Origin of the sequence: Paraburkholderia bengalensis, from assembly GCF_037126505.1 — a bacterium.
Classification (GTDB): Bacteria; Pseudomonadota; Gammaproteobacteria; order Burkholderiales; family Burkholderiaceae; genus Paraburkholderia; species Paraburkholderia bengalensis.
Genome location: NZ_JACFYJ010000002.1, coordinates 185,920 through 197,434 on the forward strand (window position 1 = coordinate 185,920; position 11,515 = coordinate 197,434).

Genomic DNA, 11,515 nt, shown 5'->3' on the forward strand with positions numbered 1-11,515 from the left:
TATAGCCAAGACGTTTGGGACCCCGGCTTTGTGACACGGACATGTTGTGAAATACGGGTATTGGAACAGTAGGGAAATGTGGGCAGAGGCAAGTGGCCCAGTTCGAGAATGCGGAACCGGCACATTACATTTGAGCGCTTTAGCCGCAGTATCTACGTGTCCAATGCACCCGTTCCGGCCCGAAACGGCGTGCAGATAATCTGCTCCCACTACCTTTGCGAAGATGAACGTCCAACGTCCGCCGCCTCGTAAATCGCCGCGACAACTGCGTGCAGCAAGAACTGTCGAGACTGTGCTCGAGGCAGTCATCCAGATACTCGACGCGCACGGTTTCGATGGCCTGACGACAACGCGCGTCGCAAAGCGATCCGGTTTTGCCGTCGGTACCATCTACCAGTACTTCGAAAACAAGCAGGCGTTGGTCGATGCAACGGTGTCTCGCCAGCTCGATCGGATCGTCGCATACGTACGAAATGCCTGCGAGGATCTGCGGGCATGCAACCCCGATGACATGGTCGCGGGACTCGCCCAGGCTTTTGTGACGGCGAACGCCGAAAGGCCGCGTGAAGTACACGCCATTCGTGCCGTATGGGCAAGGCTCGATACCGAGCACCTGCTGCGCGACACGTTTGCGCACCTGCAGTCGGCCACGCATCGCATGCTCGAAACGCTGCGCTGCGACGCATCGTGGAGCGGCCCGCAGCGCGACATGCTCAGCCGGCAATTGGCGTCCGTGCTCGTCGGCGCGACACGCACGTTATTCGAACGGCCTACGCACGAGGATTCGGTGTACGCGTCGCAGCAGCAGTTTGTGAACATCGTGCGCGAACTGACGATCAACGTGGTCGAGCGGTTGTCGCCAGGCGAAAGGTGGGATGCTGCCAGTACGATGGAACTGGAAACTTGAAGCATGCGATGGATGCGCCCGGAAATAGCGAAGCTCACGGTCACGAAGTACTCAACGACGTCAAACGCCATCGTTGCGACATGAATATTCCCCAAGCACTCATCGCAATGGAGATGGTCACGATAAGCCAGTCTATGCCGGAGGCGGGATCGGCGAAGCGCAGCATCAGAAGCGACAGCGGCGGACACAGATACGAGATCGCCCCGAGCGTGCCGGCATCAACCATCCGGGACGCGCGATTCCATGCGACGAACGCCATGCCGAGCGGCCCTGCTCCGATTGCCGCGATCCACACGAGTTCGCGAAGGTTCACCGCGACGGCTGGTCCTGCAACCGTATGCACGACCAGTGCCGTCGCTCCGCTTGCTGCGCAGAATCCACCGACGGCCCATGAGCTTTGAGGCTCGAATCTGGGCGTGAGAAGCGTGTAAGTGGCCCAAACCAGGGCGGCGGCAGCAGCGAATCCGTAACCGGCGAGGTCGCGCAATTCGTGATTGCCGTTTGCAATGGGATGCAGCACGAGCACGGCGCAGCCGAGAAATCCGACGGCGCAACAACTCAATTCCGCCAGGCAACCGGATCTTCGCGCTCCGCACAGGTTCGACAGGACCACGAGAATGAAAGGCCATGTGTAGTTGATCAGATTGGCAATGGCGACTGAGCCGTAGGTGAACGACTTCAGCAGGAAGAAGTGATATAGGAACAGGCAACCCGATCCGAACACGAACGTGCGAAGCTTGACCTTCCACGCCTTGACATGGCCAATGGTGACGAGGCTTCCGACGATCAGCGCAAGGCCCGTGACGAGTAGCGGAGGAAGATGCCTCAGCGGCATGCTCAGCGTCGCGAAAGACGACCAGAGGACGATTGCTGTCAGCGCAGGGAAGCAGGATCTCATCGCGCACCCTCGTATGTGCTCGCCGATGGAAGGGCTTCGACTGCGCATTGAAGATCGAGCCGTCGTATCTGGTCGAGCATGAAGTCGATGAACAGGCGCATTCGGGATGGCATGTGCTGTTTGCTCAAGTAGCAGAGAAAATGGCTTCGATCGTCGGGCGCATATTGCTGCAGGCATGGCACGAGCGCGCCCGTTGCGATGTGATCGCACACCTGATAGCCCGCCATTTGCGCAATACCTTGTCCATTCCGTACCGCGTCGAGTACGAGATCCGCATCGTTGAAGGTCAGCGGTGCTACTGGAGCATGCTTGATCATTTCGCCGTTCACCTTGAATTCCCACTCGAAAATTCTTCCCGACGAAAAGCGGAAATTCACAGCACGATGCCCGGCAAGATCGCTGACGGTCAGCGGCAAGCCGTGCTTGCGCGCATAGTCTGCGGATGCGCAAAGAATCATGTGCATCGGGATGATCCGCCGCGCAATGATCTGGCCATCGTCGACGCGCCCATTGCGAAACGCGATGTCGATGCCGTCGTGCGTGAAGTTGGCATGCTTGTCGGACAGCGCGAGATCGATCGACACTTCCGGGTACAACGAACGAAACTCCCCAAGCAGCGGCGCGACCACCTTTCTGCCGAAACCGACCGTCGAGCTGATACGCAGCAGTCCTCGCGGCGGACCGGCGCGCAGATCGCGCATCTGTTCAATTGCATTCAGAATCCGGTCGATGCCCGGCTTGCACGACTCGTAAAAGATCTCACCTTCGGCAGTCAGGCTGACGCTTCGGGTCGTACGCGAAAAGAGCTTGGTGCCGAGCTGCTGCTCCAGCTTCTGAATGTTCCTGCTGACAGAAGATCTGCCGATTCCAAGACGATCGCCCGCTTTCGCGAAACTCTCTTCCGTCGCGACGGCGATGAAGGTCATGACCGCGGCATAGCTCGTACTGAAGCCGGCAGGTAGCGTATCGACGGCTTCTTCCGCCAGTGGACATTGGGTATTGCGCATTGTCGTTCCCATGAGAACACTGTATTCCTCGCAAATCATGTCGATGCTGGTTTATAGAGCAAACCGCAGCGCTAGCGGCAAAATACAATGGACATATCGCAATGGCTAACAACCGCTAACAGGATATAGCAGACGAAAGCAGTAGAATCGGCGACCATTTGCGCTCTTGTTCCCTGGAGGAGCCGGGATGCGTGGTCGGAAAAAGCCAATCAGAAAGAGCGCGCAAGGAGATAAAGATGTGATTGCATCGTTTCTGTCGGCATTCAATCGTGCCGACGCCAATGCAATGGGAGCGCATTTCAGGAAGGACGCGCTCGTCAACGATCAGCTACGTGATTTTTGGGGACGTCCCGCGATCGAAGGCTGGATTGCAAGAGAAGTCATCGCCGATAGTTTGAGAATAGAAGTGCTGCGCAGCTTCGATCACTATCGCGTCACGACAGTCGTTGCAGTAATCACGGGCACATTCGATACGAGCGGCTTGCCCAATCCACTCGTTCTGAATCTGCATTTTTCGCTATTGGGCGGAAAGATCGCCAGGCTCTTCATTCTGCTCAACCGGCAGACAGACACATTCCCCGACGTGCGCCGACCGGCGTTGAAAATCGTCTAACGTAAAGGCGAAAACTGACCGGATACTCGAGTTTCAGTTTTGGTATTTCAACCTTTTAAGAGGTTCGGTTTTTGTAAGGCGTCGTATAGAATCGGCAAAAGCGATCACTTCATGCGAGATGATACTTGTTTGCCAGCTTATCGAAATACGGACCGACGGTATCGCATCCAGTCGCTACGCGGTTTTCGTTCGGACCGTTCTTTCTGTTTCCGGATAAACGGCTGCTTGTTTGTCACGGAAAGCAGGTCAAACTCGGCGGGCGCGCACTCGACATTCTCATTGCACTCGTGCGCCAGGCCGGTTCGGTTCTGAGTACGCGCGACCTTCTCGCCGAGGTTTGGCGCGATACGGTCGTCGAAGAAGGGAGTTTGCGTTTTCATCTCGTCACGCTACGCAAGGCGTTGTCCGACGGTGATCCTGGTGTCAGCTACGTCGTGAATGTGCCCGGGCGCGGCTATACCTTCGTCGCCACAGTGGTGGTGAGTGGCGGCGCACCGGCAGGTTCCGGCTCTGCTGATGTGCCCGTCGGCGCGCGTCTTCACGGCGGCTTCCTGCAGTGCGGCGGCGACGCGATAGTGGGTCGCGAACGTGAGATCGAGCAGATCATCAGGCAACTGGGCGAGCGCCGCTTCGTAAGCATTGTCGGCGCCGGCGGCATCGGCAAGACGACGGTCGCGAATGCGGTAGTGGAACGCTTGCGCGAAGAATTCGACGGCAGGGTCGTCTGCATCGATCTCTCTGTCATTCGGGATTCCGATCTCGTCTCGGCGACGCTCGTCGCCGCGCTTCGCCAGGGACAAGGAACCGCGTCGATCGGCGAAGTGTGCGCTGCGATCGGCCATACGAGAACGCTCGTTCTACTCGATTGCTGCGAGCATCTGATAGATGACGTGGCGCAGGTCGTGGAAGTGCTCTACCGGAGTGCAGCCGGCATATCCATACTGGTGACCTCGCGAGAAGTCGTGAATGTCGACGGAGAATATGTGTTCCGTCTTCCGCCGCTCGAAGTACCGCCGCCTGGCGAAATGCTCAGCGGACGCGCTGCACTCAACTACTCTGCGGTAAGGCTGTTTGCCGAACGTGTTGTGCAAGCGGGTTGCCGGTTCGAATTGACGGACGAGAATGCGCAATCGGTGGCACGGCTGTGCCGCGGACTCGATGGTATTGCGCTGGCAATTGAACTCGCTGCGAGGCAACTGCCAACATTCGGCCTCGCAGGCATTCTCGAACTGGTCGACAACAACAGCCGGTTGATGTGGCACGGTCGCCGCACGGCCGTGCCGCGGCATCAGACACTGAGAGCGACGCTCGACTGGAGCTACGGCTTGTTGACGGAACGCGAGCGGCTATGTTTGAGGCGGCTTGCAGTGTTCGTCGGCGGCTTCGCGCTCGAAGCGGCGGTATGCGTGCTGGCCGCCGAGGACATCGAGCGTGCCGACGTAATGGAAGCGATCAACCAGTTGTCGAACAAGTCGCTTCTCGACGTCAGGCTGCACGACACCGGGGTCCGCTATTTCCTGCTCGACACGACGCGCTCCTATGTACGCGTGAAGCTGGAAGAAGCGGGCGAGCTGGACCGGTTTTGTGCCCGCCATACGTCGTTCTATGCGGCAAGATGGCTGGATGAACCTGTAGCGGACGATGCCTGTGACAAGCAATCCGCCGACTTCGGCAATGTGCGCGCGGCCCTCGAATGGACGCTGGTGCGCGAGAAGGATGTGCTCACGGGCTGCAGGCTGGTCGCGTCTTATGCGCGGCTGCTGTTGCGCAGATCGATGGTCGGGGAGGTTAGAAAATGGACAGAGATCGCGCTGGCGAAACTGGACGTCCGGGAGCGGGGTAGTCCGATCGAACTGGAACTGGTCGCCTCTTACGGCCAGGCGCTGATGTTCACGGGCAGCAACAGTCGCGAGGTGCAGATCGCCCACGAACGTGGCTTGTCGATTGCGATGTCGTTGGGCGATGCCGCGTGGCACGAGCGGCTCCTGTGCGGGCTGATCATGCACCTTTACCGGATCAGCGATTTTCGCGGCGCATTGTCCTTCGCAACAGAGGCCGTGCAATGGATGCTGGCGCAAGGGCGCGACGCGTCGGCAGTCTATTCGATGCAGGGCGTAGCGTTGCATATGATGGGCGACATTGCGTCTTCGTCGAGGCTTTGGGACGCTGTCGTCGAGTCCAACGCCGCACATGAAGGCTATGCGCTCGTACCTTGCGGGCTCGGCATCAATCTGTATTTGCGGGCCTTGAGCGGAAAAGCAAGAAATCTCTGGCTAACCGGGCATTCGAAAGACGCAGAGCATGCCGCTAACGACGCCATCGAAAAGGCGCGTGGGCTTCGCCATCCGGCCACGCAATGTGTCACCCTCATCTGGGCGGGAGAAGTGTTTGCGTGGACGGGAAACTGGACGCGGCTCACGCGTATTGCCGACGAGTTGGACACCCTCGTCAGGGTGAATGGATTCACGCCTTATCGCTACGCGGCGCAGGGGATTCGCGGACAGATCGCATTCGCCGAAGGAAGAGCGGGGGAGGCGATTGCGTTGCTCGAAGCCTGCCTGGGCGGGATGAAGACATGCGACTACACGATGCCTGCTTCGATATTCAGGAACGCACTGGCGATGGCGCTTTGCTTCATCGGCGATGCGCGGCGTGCCACGCTGATATGCGACGAAACGATCGTCGAAATCGTGGCGAACGGCGACGCGTTGCATCTCCCTCAAGTGCTCATCACGAAGGCTGCTGCTTTACGTCTCGAAGGAGATCATCGTGCGAGCGTTTCGTGCTTGCGCGACGCGCTACGTGCTGCAAGGAAACAAGGCGCCACGGCGTATGAGCGTCAGATCCAGCTGATCGGCGTGGATGAAGTCTGAAGGCGAAGCACGACATGAGGCGTGCAAGCGCTGCTTGATAAAAAGGGCAAGCATTGAGATGCTTGCCCTTGCGTCTCGAAGCCTGCGTGATGTCAGCTCTGAATGAACTTGAGCAGGTCCGCGTTGAATTGATCCTTATGCGTGTCCGTCAGGCCATGCGGCGCGCCCGGATACACCACAAGCGTTGAATTGCGGATCAGCTTTGCCGACGCACGGCCCGCGGCGTCGACGGGTACGATCTGGTCATCGTCGCCATGGATGATCAGCGTGGGGACGTCGATCTTCTTCAGGTCTTCGGTGAAGTCGGTTTCGGAGAACGCCTTGATCGAATCGTAGGTGTTCTTGTGGCCGCCCTGCATGCCTTGCATCCACCATGAATCGATCAAACCCTGCGACGGCTTCGCGCCCGGCCGATTGAAGCCATAGAACGGGCCCGACGGCACGTCGCGATAGAACTGGGAACGGTTGGCCAGTTGCGCCGCGCGTAGTCCGTCGAATACATCGATGGGCAGGCCACCCGGATTCGCGGGCGTTTTCAGCATCAACGGCGGCACGGCGGATACCAGCACGACTTTGGACACGCGGCGCGTGCCGTGGCGGCCGAGATAGCGCGCGACTTCTCCGCCGCCCGTCGAAAATCCGACGAGAACGGCATCCTTCAGGCCGAGCGTGTCGAACACTGTGGCGAGGTCGTCGGCGTAGGTGTCCATCTCGTTGCCGTTCCACGGCTGGCTCGATCGTCCGTGGCCGCGGCGGTCATGGGCGACGGCGCGAAAGCCGTGCGACGCCACTAGCATCATCTGCGATTCCCAGCTATCCGAACTGAGCGGCCAGCCGTGACAGAACACGACGGGTCGCCCGCCGCCCCAGTCCTTGTAGTAGAGCTGCGTGCCGTCTTTCGCGGTGATGTAGCTCGCAGTGCGCACGCCGCCCGTCTTCGCGGCGCGCGATGATGCGGCTGGCTGCGCGGTGCCGGGTATCAGCGATGCAGCGAGGCCGCCGGCGGCAGCGGCGCTGCCGATCAGCAGATTCCGGCGGGTGACATTCTGTTTTTGTTCGTCTTGCTTCGACATCTTCATGGTCCTCATTGTGGTACTTCGTTTTCAATTGAGCGAGTAGCGCTGGGCCCGCAGCGGGTCAGCGAGAATCATGTCGAGCGCGTTGGCGGGCAATGTGCTGCCGCGATGAAGCGGCCTGAAGACCGGATCGCCGCGACGCACCGGCACGCCCGTGAGCCCGCAAACTCCCGCTGTGCGCGCAAAGCCCTCGCGCCATGTCTGGTCTTCATAGTGGCCGAGCGTGGAATCGCTCCATGTCACGAGGATCGTGCAGGTGGTCTGCCATTCGATGCGGCGGATGGAGGTGGCGTTGGCCATCGCTCGCGCGATCGTGCCTGTCATTGCGCCTGTCATCGCGTGGCGCCGTTTGCGCGGCCGTTGCGCGACGGGCATCGGACTCGGCGGTGCAGCGTACGGCGCACGCTCGTGCAACCCGCTGACAATCTGCATCCAGGGATCGATTCGCTTCATAACCAACCTCTCTACAAGACGGCGATTCGCGTCAGGATTCGCCCGTATCGCGTGGCGCGGCAAGCGCGACGATGTTCACGATGCCCTGCCGCGCCATCTTGGTGTACGGGCAGAACCGCTCCGTGTTGCGCACGAGTTCTTCGCCCACCGCGCGATGAACGCCCGGCAAATGCACGAGCGTGCGCGCGCTCAGGACGAACAGACCATCCATCGGGTCGCGGCTGAAGTCGACGGTGACATCGACGCGAGCACCCGCGATGGGAATGGCAGCGCGTGCGGCCAACAGGCTCAGCGCGCCGTGAAAGCACGCTGCATAGCCGGCGGCGAACAACTGCTCCGGATTGGTGCCGCCGCCGGGGCCGCCTAGTGATGTCGGCAAGCGCAACTCGACGGCAAGTTGTCCGTCGTCGGAACGCGCCGCGCCCGACGCGCGGCCATGACGTGCGTCGCCGCCCGTGACGGTGACCGTCGTCGAATAGAGCGTGCGCGGTTCTTGTCCGTGATACCTGTCGAGTAACGTGAGCGGCGGTGGGCGTAGTGTCGTCATCCGGATTATTGTCGGTGGTTGCGGCTTGCTTGCGTGCTGCACGGCGCGCGAAACATTCGCGGCTCGGTTGCGCAGGATGAATCGTAGAGGCATGCGCTCGCGTGCAGAAGCCTCGCAAAGGGGAGCACGGTGTTGCATCGGGAACATCAATGGCGGGCGCTGTTCGTTGGCGAGCCATGGATAAAGCGCAATTGTTGTGGGTGGCGAAAAGACAAATAAATATGGGGTGCTAATCAATACGATGATGCTTCAGACGCGCACGAATCTGACGCAAATGAACGGCGTTGCGCTTGCGTCGATGAGCAGGAGCCAGTACGTCATGTCGGCGGGCATGCGTCATCGTTTCCAGCCCGTGCGCCGTCTGAAACGTTTTCTTCAGGTCTTGATTTGCCGCCTTTCTGGGAGGCTTTTTTCGTTTCGCGATGCGGCGTGCATGCACGCGCGATGCCCACCATTCAGCGCGAGCGGAAAGCCTGACGCCCTTTCACTCCGGCGGGCGCGAGCCCACCAGAAGAATATCGACCAGGCGCCTCGCGCTCTGCTGCCAGTCGGGCGCGGACGCGACGTTCGACACGCCCACGAGCGCGCGCAGCAGATCCAGCGGGTCGAGGTCGGCGCGAACGTCGCCGCTTTCGATCGCACGCGCGACGAGCGACTGGATCGCCTCCTTGATTTGCGCACCCGACGATTCGAACAGTTGGCTTGGTCCGCCCACGATCGAGTTCAACGCCGGCGCAATGATCTTCTTCGTCGCGATGTAGTCGACGAACAGCAGCATCCACGCGCGCAGCGCTTCGGGCGCCGGCATCGAATCGGCGAGCCGGCGTTCTTCGTTCGCGAGCTTTTCCACCTCGGCCCGATACACGCTTTCGAGCAGCGCATCGCGCGTCGGGAAGTGCCGATACAGCGTGCCGGGGCCGACGCCCGCCTGACGCGCGACGTCCTCCAGGCTGATGTCGCCGCCTGCCCGCGTGAACGCCTTCTTGGCTTCGTCGAGGATGCGCTCGCGGTTGCGCAGCGCGTCGGCTCTGGGTTTGCGTTCTTTCGGCGTCGAATGAGTCATGATTTTGATGCTTGCAAGCGGAGGGAGACTCCGGTTAGTATGTAAAAGCGGATGGAGGCTCCGTTTTATCCCGGACGGAGCGAAGCGTCAACCTTACAGCAAGCGGAGAAAGTGAATGGCTCAGAACTTTGGTGCAACTTCGACGACGGACGACGTACTGGCGGGCGTCGATCTGGGCGGCAAGCGGATTCTCGTGACGGGCGTGTCGGCGGGGCTCGGCGTCGAGACGGCGCGCTCGCTTGCCGCGCGGGGCGCGAGCGTGATCGGCGCGGCGCGGGATCTGGACAAGGCGTCGCGCGCCATCGCGGACGCGCGGCGCGAGGCGGCGTCGGCGGGCGGCAGCATCGAGTTGGTTTCGCTCGATCTCGCGAGCCTCGATAGCGTGCGCGCGTGCGCCGACGCGCTGCAGGCGCAGCGCAAGCCGCTCGACGTCATCATCGCCAATGCCGGCGTGATGGCAACGCCGTTCGGCAAGACGGCCGATGGATTTGAAACGCAGTTCGGCACGAACCACATCGGGCACTTCGTGCTGGTGAACCGGCTCGCGTCGCTGCTGCCCCCGGGCGGCCGCGTGGTGATGCTGGCGTCGTCGGGGCATCGGTTTTCGAACGTGGATCTCGACGATCCCAACTTCGAGCGAACGCCTTACGACCCGTTCGTCGCATACGGGCGCGCGAAGACGGCCAACGTGCTGTTCGCGCTCGGGTTCGACAGGCGGCATCGGGCGCGCGGCGTGCGCGCGGCGGCCGTTCATCCCGGCGGGATTCACACCGAGTTGGGGCGTCACATGGACGAGGGGCAGATGACGGGGCTGCTGGAGACGATCAACACCCAGCTGGCGTCCGAGGGCAAGGCGCCGTTCGAGTTCAAGACCGTCCCGCAAGGCGCGGCGACATCGGTGTGGACGGCAGTCGTCGCATCGGCCGATGAGTTCGGCGGCCGCTACTGCGAGAACTGCCACGTGAGCGAGATCGTCGCCGACGACGTGGTCATTACGCCCGTGAGCGAAGGCGTCCGCCGATACGCGCTCGATCCCGCCAACGCCGACGCACTGTGGCGCAAGACGGAAGAGATGATCGGCGAAACCTTCTGACGAGCTGATTCGCGCATCGCGGCTTCCTTGATACATAGCTGGGAAGCCGCGTCGCCATCGACGCGGCGACGGTTCAATCCGCCGCCATCAATTCCAGAAGATTGCCGTCCGGATCACGAAAGAATATCGAATGCCCGGGCCGCCCGTCGGCGGTTCTGCGCGGCGTCGGGCCCTCCAGCACGGCGATGTTTCTCGACGCGAGCAGCGCGACGGCCTCGTCGATCGTGCCGTTCCAGCGAAAGCAGATATCGGCGGCGCCCGGCGTCGGACGGGCCGCGACCAGATTCACGCCATTGCCTCGCTGGTGAATGCTCAACACGGCGCCGCCAAGCGCGATCTGACGCACCAGCACGGTTTCGCCGACGCTGTGCTGCGCGCGACCACTTGCGCGCCGAACAGGCTGTCATAGAACGCGCACGCCGACGTCAGATCGTTGGCCGTGATCGCGACGTGATCGATTCCGCCAATGCCCTTCATCGTTGCCTCCTGTCGAAAGGCACCTCTTGACGCGACGACTATGAGAAGAAGATGAGCTATGCGGTGCTTGCTTTGGCCGCGCCGGCGCGCTTGCGATCGCGCAGCCGTCGGAGCGAGAGATCGAGCCCGATTGCGACGACGACTTCGAGCGCCAGAATGACAAAAAGCAGCACGACGGCCGCTATGACTTTGACGATGACGAAGATCATGGTGAGGAGTCGTCTGGTCCGTTGAGTGGCGGCGTTCTCGCGGGGGCGCTTGCCCGGCGCAATGCGCTGGCGCAGAGAACTGAAACAAGAGACCCATACTAGCCGTTTCTCGCGCAACGAGACGCGCAAGGCCGCGTTGTCGCCAGCGCTGGCGTGGCGCGCAAACGCCAGCTTGGTGGCGGACGCGAAGTGTGCCTGACCACCCTGCATCGAACCATGCCGGCGAGTTCAGCATCGCCTGCATCGACGCGGGTTTCCGAACCTCACACGCGAACTTTACAAACGCAGAACGAAGCGGC

At 61.1% G+C, this 11,515-nt stretch carries 13 protein-coding genes; 4 read left to right on the top strand and 9 right to left on the bottom strand.

The window, feature by feature from the left end; all coding sequences use genetic code 11:
- Window positions 1-292: 292 nt before the first annotated feature.
- Window positions 293-907, top strand: coding sequence for a TetR/AcrR family transcriptional regulator (locus H3V53_RS02410; RefSeq protein WP_336596545.1), 615 nt, complete (start codon window positions 293-295; stop codon window positions 905-907).
- Between the two features lie 40 nt (window positions 908-947).
- Here the strand turns inward: H3V53_RS02410 and H3V53_RS02415 are convergent, their stop codons facing one another.
- Entirely contained in the window at window positions 948-1,805 is an 858-nt protein-coding gene (locus tag H3V53_RS02415) for a DMT family transporter (RefSeq protein WP_336596546.1), read from the bottom strand.
- Window positions 1,802-2,824 carry a LysR family transcriptional regulator gene (locus tag H3V53_RS02420; protein ID WP_419539399.1) on the bottom strand — a complete coding sequence of 341 codons (1,023 nt, stop codon included), beginning with the start codon at window positions 2,822-2,824 and terminating at the stop codon, window positions 1,802-1,804. The genes H3V53_RS02415 and H3V53_RS02420 overlap by 4 nt, the downstream gene beginning before the upstream one ends.
- 226 nt (window positions 2,825-3,050) lie before the next feature.
- On the opposite strand from H3V53_RS02420, the gene H3V53_RS02425 reads away from it, so the two are divergent.
- The gene (locus H3V53_RS02425) at window positions 3,051-3,425 is read left to right on the top strand and encodes a hypothetical protein (RefSeq protein ID WP_336596548.1); all 375 of its coding nucleotides are present in this window, start codon (window positions 3,051-3,053) and stop codon (window positions 3,423-3,425) included.
- Window positions 3,426-3,550: 125 nt separating this feature from the next.
- Window positions 3,551-6,298, top strand: coding sequence for an ATP-binding protein (locus H3V53_RS02430; protein WP_336596549.1), 2,748 nt, complete (start codon window positions 3,551-3,553; stop codon window positions 6,296-6,298).
- Between the two features lie 92 nt (window positions 6,299-6,390).
- On the opposite strand, the gene H3V53_RS02435 is transcribed toward H3V53_RS02430, so the two are convergent.
- The 4 genes from H3V53_RS02435 to H3V53_RS02450 form a co-directional block, all read right to left on the bottom strand.
- Window positions 6,391-7,371, bottom strand: coding sequence for an alpha/beta fold hydrolase (locus H3V53_RS02435; protein WP_336596550.1), 981 nt, complete (start codon window positions 7,369-7,371; stop codon window positions 6,391-6,393).
- Window positions 7,372-7,401: 30 nt separating this feature from the next.
- On the bottom strand, window positions 7,402-7,827 hold the full coding sequence (locus tag H3V53_RS02440; protein WP_336596551.1) for a DUF3331 domain-containing protein: 426 nt from the start codon (window positions 7,825-7,827) through the stop codon (window positions 7,402-7,404).
- A 31-nt stretch (window positions 7,828-7,858) separates the two neighbouring features.
- Window positions 7,859-8,374, bottom strand: a complete 516-nt coding sequence (locus H3V53_RS02445) for an Ohr family peroxiredoxin (RefSeq protein WP_336596552.1) — start codon at window positions 8,372-8,374, stop codon at window positions 7,859-7,861.
- Between the two features lie 484 nt (window positions 8,375-8,858).
- Entirely contained in the window at window positions 8,859-9,437 is a 579-nt protein-coding gene (locus H3V53_RS02450; RefSeq protein WP_336596553.1) for a TetR/AcrR family transcriptional regulator, read from the bottom strand.
- A gap of 115 nt (window positions 9,438-9,552) precedes the next feature.
- Here H3V53_RS02450 and H3V53_RS02455 point away from each other — a divergent pair, with 115 nt between their 5' ends.
- On the top strand, window positions 9,553-10,530 hold the full coding sequence (locus H3V53_RS02455; protein WP_336596554.1) for an SDR family NAD(P)-dependent oxidoreductase: 978 nt from the start codon (window positions 9,553-9,555) through the stop codon (window positions 10,528-10,530).
- A gap of 73 nt (window positions 10,531-10,603) precedes the next feature.
- Here H3V53_RS02455 and H3V53_RS02460 read toward each other — a convergent pair whose 3' ends face one another.
- The 3 genes from H3V53_RS02460 to H3V53_RS02470 are packed head-to-tail and all read right to left on the bottom strand — an operon-like array spanning window position 10,604 to window position 11,426.
- A complete protein-coding gene (locus H3V53_RS02460) occupies window positions 10,604-10,882 on the bottom strand; it encodes a VOC family protein (RefSeq protein ID WP_336596607.1) in 279 nt (92 codons plus the stop codon).
- A complete protein-coding gene (locus tag H3V53_RS02465) occupies window positions 10,843-11,007 on the bottom strand; it encodes a VOC family protein (RefSeq protein ID WP_336596555.1) in 165 nt (54 codons plus the stop codon). The genes H3V53_RS02460 and H3V53_RS02465 overlap by 40 nt, the downstream gene beginning before the upstream one ends.
- Before the next feature lie 56 nt (window positions 11,008-11,063).
- The gene (locus H3V53_RS02470; protein WP_336596556.1) at window positions 11,064-11,426 is read right to left on the bottom strand and encodes a hypothetical protein; all 363 of its coding nucleotides are present in this window, start codon (window positions 11,424-11,426) and stop codon (window positions 11,064-11,066) included.
- Between the last annotated feature and the right edge of the window lie 89 nt (window positions 11,427-11,515).